At 72.5% G+C, this 16169-nt stretch carries 14 protein-coding genes; 6 read left to right on the plus strand and 8 right to left on the minus strand.

What is annotated here, in order from left to right; genetic code table 11:
• The first annotated feature begins 364 nt into the window (after window positions 1–364).
• Window positions 365–3112 carry an AfsR/SARP family transcriptional regulator gene (locus tag IW249_RS19425; RefSeq protein ID WP_307788637.1) on the plus strand — a complete coding sequence of 916 codons (2748 nt, stop codon included), beginning with the start codon at window positions 365–367 and terminating at the stop codon, window positions 3110–3112.
• Window positions 3113–3124: 12 nt separating this feature from the next.
• Here the strand turns inward: IW249_RS19425 and IW249_RS19430 are convergent, their stop codons facing one another.
• From IW249_RS19430 to pseB, 7 genes are all read right to left on the minus strand, one after another.
• Window positions 3125–3760, minus strand: a complete 636-nt coding sequence (locus tag IW249_RS19430; protein WP_196922061.1) for an alpha-ketoglutarate-dependent dioxygenase AlkB — start codon at window positions 3758–3760, stop codon at window positions 3125–3127.
• A 111-nt stretch (window positions 3761–3871) separates the two neighbouring features.
• The gene (locus IW249_RS19435) at window positions 3872–4975 is read right to left on the minus strand and encodes a PseG/SpsG family protein (RefSeq protein ID WP_196924856.1); all 1104 of its coding nucleotides are present in this window, start codon (window positions 4973–4975) and stop codon (window positions 3872–3874) included.
• Window positions 4972–5745 carry a cytidylyltransferase domain-containing protein gene (locus IW249_RS19440; protein WP_307788638.1) on the minus strand — a complete coding sequence of 258 codons (774 nt, stop codon included), beginning with the start codon at window positions 5743–5745 and terminating at the stop codon, window positions 4972–4974. The genes IW249_RS19435 and IW249_RS19440 overlap by 4 nt, the downstream gene beginning before the upstream one ends.
• Window positions 5742–7568: a class I SAM-dependent methyltransferase gene (locus IW249_RS19445; protein ID WP_196922062.1), complete on the minus strand. Its 1827-nt coding sequence runs from the start codon at window positions 7566–7568 to the stop codon at window positions 5742–5744. Before IW249_RS19445 ends, IW249_RS19440 begins: the two co-directional genes overlap by 4 nt.
• Window positions 7558–8406 (minus strand): hypothetical protein, encoded by an 849-nt coding sequence (locus IW249_RS19450; protein WP_196922063.1) that lies wholly within the window; start codon window positions 8404–8406, stop codon window positions 7558–7560. Before IW249_RS19450 ends, IW249_RS19445 begins: the two co-directional genes overlap by 11 nt.
• 10 nt (window positions 8407–8416) lie before the next feature.
• Window positions 8417–9574, minus strand: a complete 1158-nt coding sequence (locus IW249_RS19455) for a DegT/DnrJ/EryC1/StrS family aminotransferase (protein ID WP_196922064.1) — start codon at window positions 9572–9574, stop codon at window positions 8417–8419.
• The gene (pseB, locus tag IW249_RS19460) at window positions 9571–10554 is read right to left on the minus strand and encodes a UDP-N-acetylglucosamine 4,6-dehydratase (inverting) (RefSeq protein WP_112585521.1); all 984 of its coding nucleotides are present in this window, start codon (window positions 10552–10554) and stop codon (window positions 9571–9573) included. The genes IW249_RS19455 and pseB overlap by 4 nt, the downstream gene beginning before the upstream one ends.
• Window positions 10555–10918: 364 nt before the next feature.
• Here pseB and IW249_RS19465 point away from each other — a divergent pair, with 364 nt between their 5' ends.
• Window positions 10919–12655: a hypothetical protein gene (locus IW249_RS19465; RefSeq protein ID WP_196922065.1), complete on the plus strand. Its 1737-nt coding sequence runs from the start codon at window positions 10919–10921 to the stop codon at window positions 12653–12655.
• Window positions 12656–12757: 102 nt separating this feature from the next.
• Here IW249_RS19465 and IW249_RS19470 read toward each other — a convergent pair whose 3' ends face one another.
• Window positions 12758–13294, minus strand: coding sequence for a GNAT family N-acetyltransferase (locus tag IW249_RS19470; RefSeq protein WP_307788639.1), 537 nt, complete (start codon window positions 13292–13294; stop codon window positions 12758–12760).
• 73 nt (window positions 13295–13367) lie between these two features.
• On the opposite strand from IW249_RS19470, the gene IW249_RS19475 reads away from it, so the two are divergent.
• From IW249_RS19475 to IW249_RS19490, 4 genes are read left to right on the plus strand one after another with little or no spacing between them, the layout of a single operon-like run.
• Window positions 13368–13619, plus strand: a complete 252-nt coding sequence (locus tag IW249_RS19475; RefSeq protein ID WP_091401397.1) for an acyl carrier protein — start codon at window positions 13368–13370, stop codon at window positions 13617–13619.
• Entirely contained in the window at window positions 13616–14896 is a 1281-nt protein-coding gene (locus IW249_RS19480) for an AMP-binding protein (protein WP_196922066.1), read from the plus strand. The genes IW249_RS19475 and IW249_RS19480 overlap by 4 nt, the downstream gene beginning before the upstream one ends.
• A complete protein-coding gene (locus tag IW249_RS19485; RefSeq protein ID WP_196922067.1) occupies window positions 14889–15644 on the plus strand; it encodes an SDR family NAD(P)-dependent oxidoreductase in 756 nt (251 codons plus the stop codon). The genes IW249_RS19480 and IW249_RS19485 overlap by 8 nt, the downstream gene beginning before the upstream one ends.
• A gap of 52 nt (window positions 15645–15696) precedes the next feature.
• Window positions 15697–16152 carry a hypothetical protein gene (locus IW249_RS19490; RefSeq protein WP_196922068.1) on the plus strand — a complete coding sequence of 152 codons (456 nt, stop codon included), beginning with the start codon at window positions 15697–15699 and terminating at the stop codon, window positions 16150–16152.
• Window positions 16153–16169 lie beyond the last annotated feature (17 nt).

Here is a 16169-nt window from a genome sequence, read left to right on the forward strand (position 1 = left end):
CTCAGCCGGCGGTGTCAGGTCCGGAAGACGCGGCGAGGTGGCCCCGCGTCGGGTGTGGACAGACGGCCCCGTCGACCTCCCGCCATCGTCGTGAAACCAGGCATGGCGATTGGTGCACCTGGATGGCGCGGTGAGGACGGTAGAACCGTCCTCACCGCTCCGGGTCCCCCCGTGGAGAAGGTACGGTGGGGCCGGTACAACCGCCGCACAACTCAGGCATAGATCATCTACTCGCCCGCGTTATCCGGGTGCTGTACGCGTGGCGGCACATGGCAGCGCCCACATGCGAGGTGCCTGGTTGCGTTTCGAAATCCTTGGCCCGTTCCGGGTGTACCGCGGCGACCGGCCGGTTCCACTGGGCTCGGTGAAGCAGCGTCTCCTGCTGGCGACCCTGCTGCTGCGCCCGAATGAGGTCGTCGGCACCGACGAGTTGGCCGCGATGCTGTGGGGTGACGAAGAGCCGGCGTCGGCCGCCGCGAACCTGCGTACCTATGTGCGCGGTTTGCGGCGCTCGCTGGGCGATGGGGCGACCTGGGATGGGATAACCGCAGCGGCCGGCGGCTACCTGCTGCGGGTGGGCCCAGGCGAACGGGACCTGGACCTGTTCGACGCCGCGGCGGCGCGGGGCCGCGAGGCGCTCGCCGTTTCCGATCTGGACCGGGCCGAGGCCGAACTCTCCGCCGCGGTGCGCCTGTGGCGTGGCGCACCGCTGTCCGACCTGCCGCTGCGCTCGACGCTGGCTCGGCGGGTGGCGCAGTTGGAGGAGCGCCGGCTGCTCGTCGAGGAGGACTACGCCGAGGCGGTGCTGGCCCTCGGTGCGTCGGCTGACGTCGTGCACCGGTTGCGCGGCCTGCTCGACCGGCACCCGCTGCGGCAGCGGGCGTGGGGCCAGCTGATGGTGGGCCTGTACCGCATCGGAGACGTGGCCGGCGCACTGGATGCTTTCCGTCAGGCGCGACAGACGCTGGCGGAGGAGACTGGCCTCGATCCCGCACCCGAGCTCGTCACGCTGTACGACGACATCCTGCATCACCGCCCGGGACTGGCGGTGCAACCGCCGACGGGGCCGGACCGACCGGTGCCGGACACGGCAGTAGGACCGCTGCCTCAGCGCCCCGAGCAACTGCCGCGTGCGGTGCCGGAGTTCGTCGGACGCAGCGTCGAGCTGGCGGGCCTCGACGCGCTTCTGCACGGCGGGGCTGAGGGGCGGCCGAGCGTGGCCGTCTCTGTGGTGTCCGGCATGGCCGGAGTCGGCAAGACGGCCCTGGCGTTGCACTGGGCCCATCGGGTTGCCGACCGTTTCCCCGACGGCCAGCTCTATCTGAACCTTCGCGGCTACGACGAAGCCGGCGTGGTGTCCCCGCCCGACGCCCTGTCCGTCTTCCTCGAGGCGCTCGGCGTGCCCCACGCCCGGATACCCTCCGGCATGGAGGCCCGGACCGGTCTCTACCGCAGCCTGCTGGCCTCCCGGCGGATGCTCCTGGTGCTCGACAACGCCCGCGACTCCGCCCAGGTGCGCGCCCTGCTGCCCGGTGCGGGCCGCTGCATGGTCGTGGTCACCAGCCGTGACCGGCTCGGCGGCCTGATCGCCGCCGAGTGTGCCGTGCCGTTGACACTGGACGTGCTCACGGCGGAGGAGTCGAGGAGCCTGCTCGCCAGACGTCTCGGGGTCAGCCGGCTCGCGTCCGAGTCGGTGGCGGTTGCCGACATCATCGAGGCCGCGGGCCGGCTTCCGCTGGCACTGTCGATAGTGGCGGCGCGCGTCGCGACCCATCCCACGTTCCCGCTCAGCGCGATCGCCGCCGAACTGCACTCGTCCGAGGCGAGGCTGGACGCGTTGGCCGACGGCGACGTCCGGCGCGTCTTCTCGTGGTCGTTCCTGGCCCTGGGGGCGGACGCGGCTCGGCTGTTCACCCTGCTGGGCCTGCATCCGGGCCCGGACCTGACCACCGCCGCGGCCTCGGCGCTCGCCGGTGTGTCGGCCACCGCCGTTACGCCGATCCTGCGGGAACTGACCCGGCTTCACCTGCTGGCGGAAATTGCGCCCGGCCGGTTCGCCTTCCACGATCTTCTGCGCGCCTACGCGGCCGAGCTCGCACAGTCGTCGGAGCGCGGCGACGAACACGTCGCAGCCCGACAGCGCCTGTACGACCACTACCTGCACGCCGCGTATCCGGCCGCCCTGCTGCTCCAGCCGCAGTGGCCCCCGATCGAGCCGGTGCCTCCGCTGCCCGTACCCGCCAGGCGGCCGGTGACCGATCACGACGGCGCCCTCGCCTGGTTCACGGCGGAGCATCGGGTGCTGGTGCGGTTGGTCCGACAGGCCGCCGAGAGCGGCTTCGAAAGGTACGCCTGGCAGATCGCGTGGGCGCTGAACACCTTCGTGGCGCCGCGTGGCCTCTGGCAGGACCAGCTCGCCATCCAGGAGGTCGCGCTGGGGGCCGCGGAGAAGATCGGCGACCTTGCCGGTCAGGCCGTCGCCAACCGGCTGGTCTCCCGAGCGCTGACCCGACTGGGCGACCACACCACGGCCGAATACCGGCTCAAGCGCGCGCTTGAGCTGCACGAACGTCTCGGCGACCCGATCGGCCAGGCCCAGACGCTGCACAACTACTGCGAACTCTGCTACCTGGACGGCCGGCTCGACGAAGCGCTCGCACACGGTCGCGAGGCGCTGCGGCTCTACCGGCTGGTCGGCAATCACGCGGGCGAAGCCCGGACGCTCAACGCGATCGGTTGGCTGCTCGCCACCACCGGCGATTATGTCCAGGCCATCGCCAGCTGCACCGAGGCCCTCGACCAGCAACGACGGAGCGACGACCGCAACGGTCAGGCCGCGACGCTGGACAGCCTCGGCTTCGCCTACGACCGCCTCGGTGAACGCGACCGCGCGGCCAACTGCTACGAGCAGGCGATCAAACTCTTTCGCGACTCCGCGGACCGGTATCACGAGGCGGAGACCCTCATCCGACTCGGGGACACCCGGGAGGGGATGGGCGACAGCGACGCTGCCGCCGCCGCTTGGCGCCTGGCCGCGCGGATTTACGAGGACGCGGGCGACCCCGCGGCCGAGGAGGTTCGCCGCCGCCTCGAACGTCTGGTTGCGTCCTAGCCAGCCCGAGGGTCAGGCGACGTTGTGGGGGCGGAACTGGACGCTCACCCGGGGGCCTACGGGGCGGGTGGTCTTGGGGATGGCGTGCTCCCAGGTGCGTTGGCAGGAGCCGCCCATCACGATCAGGTCGCCGTGGCCCACCGGGAAGCGCAGGCTCTCGCCGCCACCGCGTGGGCGTAGCAGCAGTGGTCGGGGTGCTCCGAAGGAGACGATCGCGACGACCGTGTCGGTGTGCGCCGAGCGGCCGATGGTGTCGCCGTGCCAGGCCACGCTGTCGCGCCCGGACCGGTAGAGGCACATGCCGGCGGTGACGAAGGGTTCGCCCAACTCGGGCGCATAGTGCTCGGTGAGCGCGGCCCGCGCGGCGGTGAGCACGGGGTGAGGGAGTTGCCTCGCGCGGTCGTACCAGCAGAGCAGGCGGGGCACGTCGACCTCGGCGTCATACATGGTGCGCCGCTCGGCACGCCAGGGCACCTCGGTGAGCAGGGTGTCGAGGACCGTGTCGGAGCCGCGCACCCAGCCGGGGAGGTGGTCGACCCAGGCGCCCCGGCTGAGCTGGTGCCGGCGGATCTGGCCGGGCAGCGGCCCCAGGGTCGGCCCGGCGTCGGCCAGGTCGAGCATCGACGGCTGGTAGGCGGCCTGCGTCATGCAGCCACCCTAGCAGCACTTTCGTACACCCGTGCTAGCTGTGAAGCCGCGCCGGATCGTGCTCGATCTCGGACGCGTCGCCTGCGGCCCGCGAGCCTGGCCCGGCTGCGGTTAGCCGCGGACGGCGGCGGCGCGTACGGCGTCGAACACCGCGTCCACCACCCGCGCCCGGCCCTGCCCGTCGACGGTGGACCAGCCGCGCGCGGCGAGGGTAGCGCGCCGCTGCGGCGAGCTGAGCAGCCCGTGCAGGGTCCGCGCCGCCGTCGCGCGGGCGGCTCGTCCGGCGACGCCACCGGCGGTCAGCTCCGGCAGCTCGCCGAGGCCGGCGGCCAGGCCGTGCCGCACCACCCGGGTGTACGACTCACGTTGGTTGTCGACCACGCAGACCAGTGCGCTGGGTGCGCCGAGGCAGCAGAGTTCCCAGGTTGACGTGCCGGCGGCGCTGACCACCAGGTCGGCTTCGGTGATCAGTGCCGGCAGTGAGGTGGTGGGCGGGACCGGTCGGATGATCTGCCCCCGGCCGGGGGTGACGTCGTCGACCTCGGCCTCGATCTCGGGTCGTCCGACGATGACAGTGAGGTCCATCGGATGACCGGTGGCCACCAGCACCCGGGTCAGGACCGGGGCCGCGCCGACCGCGTCGGTGCCGCCGAAGAAGGCCAGCACCCGGGGGCGGCTGACCGCCGTGGCCGGCGGGGCGACCGGCGGGCGGGCGCTGATCACTGTGTCGCGCAGCAGGGCGTACCCGCTTCCGGCGAGCAACCGGCCGGGTAGCCCCGCCCCGACTCCGAACCCCGCCAGCTCCGGCGCCGCGTCCAGGCCGGGCAGGTCGGCGCCGAAGTTCTGGTCGAGGTAGAGGTCCGCGACCTGGCCCCGGCTGTCGCCGTCGATGATGGCGAGGGTGTACACACCGGCGGCGCGCAGGGCGCCGGCCCCGGCCGGGTCCAGTTCGTAGGAGTCCAGGACCAGGACGTCCAGTTCGTGTCGGCGGGCCACCTCGACCAGTTCGGCAGCGGAGTCCGGGCCGGGGAGCAGCGGGATGCCCCGCGCGGCCAGGTCGGCGGTGGCCCAGTCGAGCCGTTCGACGGTGCCGAACACTGTGACGTGGGCGCCCCGGGCGAGGAACTCCTCGGCGAGCGCCAGGCAGCGGACGAGGTGGCCGACGCCGCGCCGTGGTCCGGCGTCGCAGCGCAATCCGACCCTCAGGGTGCTCAGGACTCCTCCAGGTGCTTCTGTCGGACGTCGGCGTTGAGCGCGCGCAGCCGGGGTTGACCGTCGAGCCAGTCGGCGAGTTTGGCCAGCGGCACGCTGACGTCACCGAAGTGGTCGATGATCGCGCTGACCAGCGCCCAGTCCTGCTCGGTGTCGAGGGTCAGCCGCAGCGCGGAGCGGTCCGGGGTGAGCGTCACCCCGAGCACCCGGAACAGCTCGGGGTGGGTGTACGCGTACGAGGTGACGTGCACCCGGTGGTGGTCGGTGGCGAGCCGGCCCAGGGTGCGCAGCGTCTCCGCTCGGATGATCTCCACGTCCAGCCCCCGGGGCAGGGTCCGGGCGATCGACGTGCTGGCGTAGTCCAGCCCGGGGACGGCGCGGTACACCGAGGCGACCAGGGTGATGATCTCCGGGTCGAGCAGTGGGCAGTCGGCGGTGAACCGCATGACGGCGTCCCCGGGGTGCGCCGCGAGGGCGCCCACGAATCGGTCCAGCACGTCGTCGACCGGCCCGCGGTGGCAGGGCACGTCCAGCCGCGCGCACTCGACGGCCACCGCGTCGTCGACCGTGTCGGTGCTGGTGGCGACCACCAGGTCGGCCAGGACGCCGCTGTCGCGGGCGGCGCGTACGACCCGGCCCAGTACGGAACGTCCGGCGAGCGGGCGGAGCACCTTGCCGGGCAGCCGGGACGAACCCATGCGCGCCTGCACGATGCCGACGATCCGTGGCCCCGCGTCGTCCGTGGCGGCCTCGGGCGGCGGTTCGCCGGTCACTGCTGCTCCTCCTGCCTGGGGGCGAGCACAGCGGTGGCTCGGCGTTTGGCGGCGCGAGCGCCTCGCTTGGCCAGTCGGGCCGGGGTGATGGCGAGCCGGCCCACCCGGTAGCTGATTGATCCGCTGAGCAGGCTGATCGTGGTTTCGGCCCGGCGTAGCGCCCGTTCCCGGGAGGTGAGCAGTTCCTCGGTCCACGCGGTCAGCGCGGCCAACCGGGTGAGTTCCTCGCGTTGGCGCAGCCACGCCTCGCGTAGCTGCTGGTAGCTGTGCCCGCCGACGGGAGGGTCGGTCGGCGCGACGGCGTGCAGCTCGGTGGCGAGGTCGACAGTGCCGCCGGCGTCCAGCCCGTGCAGCGCGGCGGCGATGGCCGCCTCGGCCTCGACCGCCTCGCTGACCGTCGCGCGGTCGAGGTCGTGGCCGGCGAGTCCGCCGAGCACGACGGTCAGGCCCGCGACGTCGAGAGTGGACGACCACGGGTGGGCGTACCCACCGGTGAGCAGGCCCGCCGCGAAGCGCCACAGGCCACGGGCGAGCACCACGTCGGCGGGTAGCGCGGCGGTGGCCCGCCAGCTGGGGTCGAGCACCGCGTACCGCTCGCCGTCGACCACCACGTTGTCGGTGCCGGCCAGCGCCGCCGCGCCGGCGATCCGGCCGTCGGTGTCGGCCTGGTCGGCGAGCCAGCCCGCGTACCCGTGCAGCAGCGCGCGCAGGGTGGCCAGGTCGCGGCGCAGGGCCGCGTCGAGCAGCAGGGTACGCAGCAGCCGGCCGGACGGCACCGGCCCGGACAGCGCGTCCGCGTCCCGGTACGCGGCCTCGCGGCTGGCGAACGGCGCGCCGGCCGGCGTCGTCGCGTCGCTGGCGGGGATGAGCCCCCAGCGCCAACCGGACGCGCCGTGCAGCACCTCCAGCACGCCGATCCCCGGGCGACCGGTCTGCACGAGGGCCACCGGCAGGTCCGGGTCGACGGTCGGCGTGGTCGGGTCGGTGGCGTCGGCGGGCCGGTGGGCGAGGGTCAGCCAGGCCGGTGCGAGGTCGGCGGCGCGCCCGGCATGCAGTGCGTCCACCGCCAGCCGGGCCGGGTCCTGGAGCACCGTGGCGTTGGTGAAACCCCCGGCGCAGGCGCCGTGCAGCACCGCGTCGAACAGCCCGGAGCCGGCGTCCCGGTCGAGGTGGTCGGCGTCCAGCAGGGCCGTCGGGGTGTTGACATCGGGGTACGCGGCCCAGCAGGCGGCCGGCCGTAGCCCCGCCGCACCGAGCCGCTCGCGCAGTTGGTCCCGGTTGGCCGGGTGGGCGCGGTCCAGCACACCGCCGATCACCCAGGCGGAGTCGTCCCGGCGGGCGTACCAGGGGGTGGTGTCGACCAGTCGGTGCAGACCCAGTGGGTTGTCCAGGCGCAGCAGCAACGCGCCACCCGGTCGCAGCGCGGCGACGAGTCGGGCCAGCACGCCGTCCCAGCCGAGCCGGGTGCCCTCCACCGACTCCACCGGGTCCAGCCCGGCGGCCGCGATCACCACGTCGTACGTCTCGTCGTCGGGCAGCCCGGCCGGACCGCCCACCACCACGCGGGCGGCCCGGTGCGCCAGCGCCACGGCGTCCGGGTGGCTGCGCAGCAGGCAGGTGACCTCGGCGTGGGTGAGCTGGTCGAGCAGCGCCGGATCGTGTGGACCGGCCAGCAGGACCCGGGCGCCCTGTGGCACCAGCCGGGCGGTCAGCGCGGCGAGCGGCCCACCGTTGGCCAGCCGTTCCTGCGGGAGGTCCGACCAGGCCAGCATCTCGCCGCCCGGCAGGGTGATCCGGTCGGCGGGTGCCGTCTCAGTCGTCACGGTCTTCCTCTTCCTCCTGGAGGTTCGCCCAACCGAGCAACTCGCGGAGCTCGGCCGGCGTGCAGCGGTGGTCGGTGCCCAGCTCGGCGCGGGCGATCTCGACAGCGGTGGGCAGGTCGACAGTGGTGCCGTGCAGTTGCGGCCACTGTCGCCGGATCCGGGCGGTACCGCCGAAGGTCGGGTCCTCGTTGGACAGGATCATCGGGTCGCCGTAGACGGCCGGCTCGCACCCTGCGGCGATGCCGTAGAAGATCGCGCTGGTCAGCCGGTTGGACGCTACCCGGCGGTGACGGCGCAGCTCGGTGAGCTGCCGGTCGAGAAACTCCGGGTCGGTGTCCTTCCACCAGTGCCCCCGGTATCCGTGGCAGATCACCCGGAACCCGGCGCGCTCGTAGAGCCGGCGCACGTTGCGCATCCGGTACTCGTGCCAGTAGAGGCAGACGGTGACCGGTCCGGGTTCGGTGTCCTGGATGAGGGCGATCAGTCTGCGGTGGTCGCCCTTGACGTGCTGTCCCTCCCAGCCGTGGAACGGGTACCAGATGGTGCCCTCCCGTTCCTCGGCCGGTGGTTCCTCGGGTCGCATGGCCAGCAGGTAGCTGAACGGCGCGCCGATGACGACCACGTTGCGTCGCCCCACCGACCAGGCCCGGCGGCGGGTCTGCTCGGACCAGAGCAGGCTGGGGGTGCGCTCGGCGTACGGGTGGCCGGGGGCCAGGCCGTCACCGATGTTCCAGCCGTGCTGCACGTACCCGTTGATCCGTGGTGGGTGCCGGTCGCCGAGGCCGGCGTACCGGGCCAGCACGTGCGCGTGACCGTAGAAGTGGTTGGCGTGGTGCATCAGGTTCCCATCAGGCGGCGGAACGCACCGAGCCGACCCGCAGCGCGGCGGTCAGCGCGTCGATGACGCGGTCCTGGTCGGCGTCGCTGAGCCCCGGGTAGAGCGGCAACGACAGCTGCTGGGAGTAGAACGACTCGGCCACCGGGCAGGATCCGCGCCGGTACCCCAGGTCGGCGAAGGCCGGGTGCCAGTGCACCGGGATGTAGTTGACCTGGACTCCGATGCCGGCGGCCCGCATCCGGTCGTACACCTCGCGGCGGCGCCCGTCGAGCACCCGGATCGGGTAGAGGTGCCAGGCCGGGTCGGCCCACGACCTGCGGTTGGGCAGCAGCACGCCGTCCAGGTCGGCCAGCGCCTCGTCGTAGCGGGCGACCAGGGCGCTGCGGCGGGCGGTGAACTCGCCGAGCCGACGCAGTTGGCTGCGACCCAGGGCGCAGAGCACGTCCGGCAGTCGGTAGTTCAACCCGAACTCGTGCACCTCCTGGTGCCAGCCACCCTCGTCCGGGAAACGCAGGTCGTCGCGGTCGCGGACCACGCCGACGCCACGGAACCGGCGGGCCCGCTTCAGGATCTCCGGGTCCAGCGCCGCGACGGCGCCGCCCTCGGCGGTGGTCAGGTTCTTCGTGGGGAAGAACGAGAACGTGGTCAGGTCGGCGAGCGAGCCCACCGGCCGACCGTGGTACGTCCCGCCGATCGAGTGCGCCGCGTCGGCGAGGAGCAGCGCGTCGGTGCCCTCGACCGTCTTGCGCAGGGCGTCGTAGTCGGCCGGGTGGCCGGCGTAGTCGACAGCGGCGACGACCTTCGTCCGCGAGGTGACAGCGGCGGCGGCCGCCGCCGGGTCGAGGCAGAACGTCTCGTCGTCGACGTCGGCGAACACGATCGTCGCGCCGAGGGCGACGGCGCTGCTGGCGGTCGCCACGAACGTCATCGGCGGTACGACCACCTCGTCGCCCGGTCCCACCCCGGCCGCCGCGTACGCCACGTGCAGCGCGGCGGTGCCGTTGGAGACGGCGGCGACACCGACCCCGCCCGTCCATCGGGCGAGGTCGGCCTCGAAGGCGTCGACCTGCGGACCGGTGGTGAGCCAGTCGCCGCGCAGCACGTCGGCGACGGCGGCGACGTCGTCCTCGCTGATCGACTGTCGGCCGTACGGGAGCATCCCCGTCATCCGTTGATGCCGAGCATGTCGCGCAACTGCTCGACGGTGAGCCACTCGTCGTTGGTGTCCGACTGGTAGGCGAAGCCGTCCGGCACCGGGTCGCAGTCGACCGGTGCCTGGTAGCCCCAGGTCGCGATGGTCGGCTGGACGATGAACCGGCCGTCGGCGCGCAGCGTCCGCCGGCTGTCGTCGGGCGCGATCATCTCCTCGTGCAGCTTCTCGCCCGGCCGGATCCCGATCTCGTGGGTGGTGGCGTCCGGGGCGACGGCCTCGACCAGGTCGAGGATGCGCATGCTCGGGATACGCGGCACGAACAGTTCGCCGCCCTGCATCTGGTCGAACGAGTCCATGACGAACTGCACGGCCTGGTCGAGCGTGATCCAGAAGCGGGTCATCCGCTTGTCGGTGATCGGCAGGCTCTTGCCCTCGGCGGCCAGCCGGCGGAACAGCGGGACGACCGAGCCGCGGCTGCCCACCACGTTGCCGTAGCGCACCACGGCGAACCGGGTGGGGTGCTGGGCGGCGTAGTGGTTGGCCGAGACGAACAGCTTGTCGCCGACCAGTTTCGTCGCTCCGTACAGGTTGATCGGGCTGGACGCCTTGTCCGTGGAGAGCGCGATGACCTTCTTGACGCCGGCCTCGATCGCCGCGTCGACGACGTGCTGCGAGCCGGTGATGTTGGTGGCGATGTACTCCGAGGGGTTGTACTCCGCGGTGTCCACCTGCTTCAGCGCGGCGGCGTGCACCACGTGGTCCACGCCGTGCATGGCCCGGGTGAGACGGTGCCGGTCCCGGATGTCGCCGATGAACCAGCGCAGCCGCGGGTCGTCGCCGAGTTGCTGGCGCAGCTCGTACTGCTTGAGCTCGTCGCGGGAGAACACCACCACGCGGGCGGGGTCGGCCTCGTTGAGGATGTGCCGGAGGAACGTCCTGCCGAAGGAACCAGTTCCCCCGGTGATCAGAATGGACGATCCATTCAACTCACTCAATGTGGTGCTCCCGTGTTCGTGGATGAACGAGCGGCCCTGGGCCGGCCGACCGGGGTGACACGCTAGCCATGGCGGGTTAACTCCCCGGCGCTCGCGGGTGAACCGCAACCTCTGCTCCCGTGAATGCCGGACACCACGCAGGCGAACACTTCCGACCGCCCGGGATGTGGGCTGACCTGGCCGGATCGGGCCGTTACAGTGACCGCGCGAACGACCGGCTGCAGTGCGCGCAGCCGGGTCCCGCGTTCACCTGACATCCACACCAGCTCGGTGCGAGCGGGCCACCCCGGGCGTCACCGACGCGGCCCGGCGAGCCCGTCGGATCGGCGTGGGCCCGGTTCGGCTGGCAATTCTGGAGGCGTTGATGGCACCCGGTAGTGACGTGATCGAACGGCCGGTGACGGTGGCCGAGACGCCGAGCGGCCCGCCCGCCCGGCGTTGGCTGGTGCCGCTGCTGCTGGTCGTCGGTTGGGTGCTCAGCGTGGCCTGGCGGATGTGGTGGTCGCGGCACATCGTGCTGCCGATCGCGCACACCGACGAGGACAGCTACCTGAACACCGCCCGCGCGCTGGCCGGTGGGCCGGGGGGCTTCAGCAGCGAGAACGACCTGCTGCGCCGGGTCGGCTACCCGATGCTGATCTCGCCGGCGTTCCTCGGGGACCGGGACTTCACCGACAGCTACCGGCTCGTCCAGCTGATCAACGCGATGGTGAACTCGACGCTCCTGCCGCTGGCGTACCTGTTCGGTCGCCGCCTGTTCCAACTGCGCCGCTCGTACGCGCTGCTCGGCGCGGTCGCGGCGGCGACCCTGCCGGCCACCGCCTTCTACGCGGGCGTCGCCATGATCGACGCGGTGATGGCGCCGCTCGTGGTCGCCTGGCTGCTCGCCGTGCACCGCTGGATCTCCCGGCCCGGCCCGCTCGCCGCCGCGACCGTCGGCCTGCTGGTCGGCGGCTTCCACCTGCTGCACTCGCGCGGCCTGGTGATCGTGGCGGTGCACGCCGGGCTGGTCCTGCTGCTGTTCGTCCGCCGCCGGATCAGCCCGCCCGTGGTGCTCGCGGCGCTGCTGCCGGTGCTCGCCATGGCGCTGGTCAACGAGGCCGTCATCCGCCACCTCGGCGGCAAGGTCTATCTGCTGGGCAGCACCCCCGGCGGCAGCACGGTCGAGGCGATCGCCTCCGCCCAGGGTGTGGTCCGAGTGAGTGCGGCGGTCACCACCCAGCTCTGGTACCTCGTGGTGATCACGTTCGGGCTGGCCGGGGTGGCCTGGGCCGGTGCCGTGCGCGAACTGTGGCGTCCGCGACACGGCGACGCGGCCCGCTGGACGATGGGCGTGGCGCTGGTGGTGACCGTCGGGGTGGCCGGCGGCGCGTCGGTGATCCTGTCCGGCATCACCGGCAAGCCGCTGGACGCGATCTACGGCCGCTATGTGCAGATGCTGGCGCCGTTCTGGCTGCTGGTCGGGCTGGGGGTGCTGTTCACCGCCGGGTGGCGGGTGGTGCTGCGCCGGGCGGCCGTCGCGGTGGCGTTGCTGGTCGGCGGCGGGGCGTTGGTCGCGGCACGACTCGCGTATGTGGCCAGCCAGGGCCACCGGTTGCGCTACGGCGGTTTCAGCGCGCCGGACCTGGTGGCGTTGACCGGGGGCTGGCGGGAGATGCGACCGGTGGTCGGGTCGCTGATCGGCATCGCCGGCTGTGTGCTGCTCGTCGCCGCGGTCCGGGTGCCCCGCCTGCGGCTGCCGATCATCGGCGCCCTCGTGGTGGTCAACCTCGTCACCATGCAGGTGATCGACAAGCACATCGTGCAACCCACCGCCGCGAGCACCGCGCCGACGCCCCGGGTGGCCGACGTCGGCGTACGCCAGGGCGAGCGGGTGTGGGCCTCGACCGGCGTGCACTACGTCCTGCGGTTCAACCTCAGCCACCAGGTGACCTGGACCGACGTCCGGTGGTTCGGCGTCGGGCAGCCGCCGGCCGCGGCGCAGGTGGTGTTCGCCCGCTGGGCGCCTGGGCAGGCCGACGACTGGAACGGCACGGCGTACGGCTTCGTCCGGCTCGGCGGCAACCCGGAGCAGCACTGGGCGGCCTGGCGGCGGGTCTGACCTGACACGCCCCGGTGGACACCGCTATTCGTGAACGGCGGATGTCCACCGGGAGCACTGTCGGTTAATGATTCCCGTCCATTACGGAAAACTGTCCGACAATCAGCGCTGACGGCGGTCTTCCCGAGCCAGGGAAATCGGGATGACGGTGATTTCCCGACCGTCGGACAACTCCTGCCGTGGGGTGCCCTCGACGAATCGGAAACGCCGGTTCATCTGGCGTACCACGGTATTGTGGCCGAGCACCTCGCCGTCGAGTCGGTCCAGGTGCAGCCCGTCGAACGCGTACTCGACGGCCTCCCGCATGACCCCCAGCCAGGCGGGCAGCGTCTCGCACCGCGCGGCCAGCCCGTCGGCGTCCAGATAGAAGCCCCAGGCGCCGGTGCGGGGGCCGTCCAACCGCAGGTCGAAGAAGGTGACCACCCCGCAGGGCAGGTCATCGCGGACGTACACCAGCACCCTCCGGGACGGGTCGTCGCGGACCGCCGACCACCACCGGGCGTGCTCCTCGGCGGTGATCTCGTGACTGGTCTTGCTGACCTGTCGATTGGTTTCCTGATTACGCCAGGACAACATCAGATGAACGTCGTCCGCCGTCGCTTCGCGCAGCACGTGCGTCTCGCTTTCCTCGCCGTTCACGTCGGGCCCCGGCACCTTACCCGGGCCCACCGGGAAATCAGATATGCATTCGTTGGGTTGTAGACTGCGGCGCATGAACGAATTGAGTCGCGCGCAGATCCGCGACCTCATGGCTCAGGTGCTGAAGAACCAGGACAAGGAGCTGCCCGCGGACGACGCGGCGCAGTTGCGGGAGATCGGCTTCCGGTCGCTCGACTTCTCCGAGCTGGCCCTGCGGGTGGAGGACGAGACGGGGGAGGAGCTCAACTTCGACGCCCCCGGGCTGCGTCGCATCGCCACCGTCGGGGACGTCCTCGACTTCCTCGTCGAGCTTCAACACCAGTGACAGTCGCGACGTCGCGCCACCCCGCCCCCGCGCACCCGGAGCCGGCCGGTGTCGACAACCGGCTCGTCGTCGGTGGCGCCGCCCTGACCTGGCGCTCGCTGCCGACGCCGACCCTGCCCGATCCGGCGGCGGTGCTCGCCCACTCCGCCGTGCATGCGCTCACCGCGGCGCGGCAGCACGCCGTGCACGGCACCGAGCTGCTGCTCAGCACCGCCAGCCGGGTCGACGAGGCGATGCGCGCCGAGCTGCTGGAGGCGGGGTTCACCGTCAGCGTCCTCGACGACGACGGCGTGCACCCGAGCGCACCGGCCCGGTCGCGTGCCGCCGAGCCCGGCCGGCTCTGGCTGCTGACCTCGGGCTCCACCGGGCGTCCGAAGCGGGTCGGGCACACCCTCGACACGCTGACCACAGTGCGGGCCGACCAGCCCGACCGGACCTGGCTCTGCCCGTACGCCCCCGGCACGTACGCCTGGTGGCAGGTGGTCACGCTGTCGCTGACCCAGCCCGGTCAGCACCTGGTGGTGGTCGAGCCCGACGAGTTGGACGACTGGCCGTCGGTCGCGGCCGCGCACGGGGTCGACGCGGCCTCCGGCACCCCGACCTTCTGGCGCCGCACCCTCTACCGGGACGCCGAGGCGTTGGCCCGGGTGCCGCTGCGCCAGATCACCCTCGGCGGAGAGCCGGTGGACCAGGCGATCCTGGACCAGCTGAGGGAGGTCTTCCCGGCGGCCCGGATCTCCTGGATCTACGCGTCCTCCGAGGTGGGGGCGTCCATTGTGGTGCACGACGGGCGGGCCGGGTTCCCGGTCGACTGGCTGGACCGGGTAACCCCGGGCCGGCCGACGCTCTCCGTCCGCGACGACGAGCTGGTGGTCACCTCCCCGTACCACGGGGCCGGTCTCGCCGGCCCGATCCGCACCGGGGACCGGGTGCAGGTGCTCGACGGTCGGGTGCTGATCACCGGCCGACTCGACTCCGACGAGATCAACGTCGGTGGCAGCAAGGTCTCCGCCGGTGTGGTCCGCGGCGTGCTGGCCGCGCATCCGGCGGTGGCCTGGGCCCGGGTGACCGGCCGCCGCGCCCCGGTGCTCGGGCGGATGGTGGTAGCCGAGGTCGTCCTCGCCCCCGCCGACCCGGCCTCCACCGACCCCGGTGTGCCGGACGAGGCAGCGCTGGTCCGCTGGTGCGCCGACCAGCTTCCCGAGCACGCGGTGCCGCGCCGCATTCGCGTCCTGACCGACATTCCCGTCAAGGAGACCCTGAAGAGCGATGTCTGAGCCCGCCGACACCCAGCTCGTTCCGCCCAGCTCCGTGGTCCTCGTCTCCGGCGGGTCCCGCGGCCTGGGCCTGGCCATCGTCACCGACCTGCTCGACGCGGGCGTACGGGTGGCCGCGTTCGCCCGCACCGTCACCCCGGAGTTGGAGAAGCTCGCCGCCGAGCACCCCGACCGGGTGCACGTCGGCTCGGTGGACGTCACCGACCTACGCGCCGCGCAGAGCTTCATCCGTGAGGTGGAGCAGCGCCTCGGCCCGATCGACGGCATCGTCAACAACGCCGCCGTGGGGCAGGACTCCCTGCACGCGCACACCGCCAATGAGGACATCGCCCGGATCATCGAGACCAACCTGACGGCCCCGCTCCAGCTGACCCGGCTGGTGATCCGCCGGATGCTCGCCAAGGGGCTGCGCGGGCGGATCGTCAACATCACCTCGATCTGCGGGCAGCGCGGATTCCCGGGCCTCGTCGCGTACTCGGCCACCAAGGGCGGCATGGACGCCGCCACCCGTTCGCTCGCCCGCGAACTGGGCGGCCGGATGCTTGTCAACTCGGTCGCGCCCGGCTTCTTCGCCTCGGAGATGTCCGCCGTGCTCGGTCCGACCCAGCTCGACCAGATCGTGCGCCGCACCCCGACCGGTCACCTGACCGAGCCGGTGGAGGTCACCCCGGTGGTGCGGATGCTGCTGCGGGATCACACCAACATCAACGGCCAGGTCATCGTGGTGGACGGTGCCGCCGCCATCTGACCTGCGGCCGGTTTCCCTCCCGGTGCGACCAGCGCGGCACGGCGGGACCGCCGTGCCGCGTCCGGTGCCGGGGTTGCTCGCCGCCGCCGAGCAGCACCTGCGCATCGGGTCACCGGCCGCGATGGCCGACGCGGTGACCCGCAGCCACCTCGACGACGGACGGTGCGTCGGCTGGTACGGCCCACCAGTGCCCGGTTGGCGGGTGGCCATCGACGCGGAGCGCGCCGCCGCCGCGGTGCCCCCGGCGTTGGCCCGCCGCTTCGGCCCGGGTGACTTCTGGGCCCGGTGGACCCGGGCCGAGTGCTGCTGCAAGCTGGCCGACGTGCCGATCGCGACCTGGTGGCGCTGGCACGGGTTGGGCACTCCGGTGGACGGCACCGCGCTCTGGCGGACCCTGCGCACGGCCGATCTGGTGGTCACCGTCGGCTTCGCCCCGACCCTCCCGCCCCGCGATCTTGCACTTGCTGACGCCGAATCGCGGCTTTCGCGCCTTGAGTCGGGACAGTAACTGCACGATCGCGGGGC

Source organism: Micromonospora vinacea (assembly GCF_015751785.1).
Taxonomy (GTDB): Bacteria; Actinomycetota; Actinomycetes; order Mycobacteriales; family Micromonosporaceae; genus Micromonospora; species Micromonospora vinacea.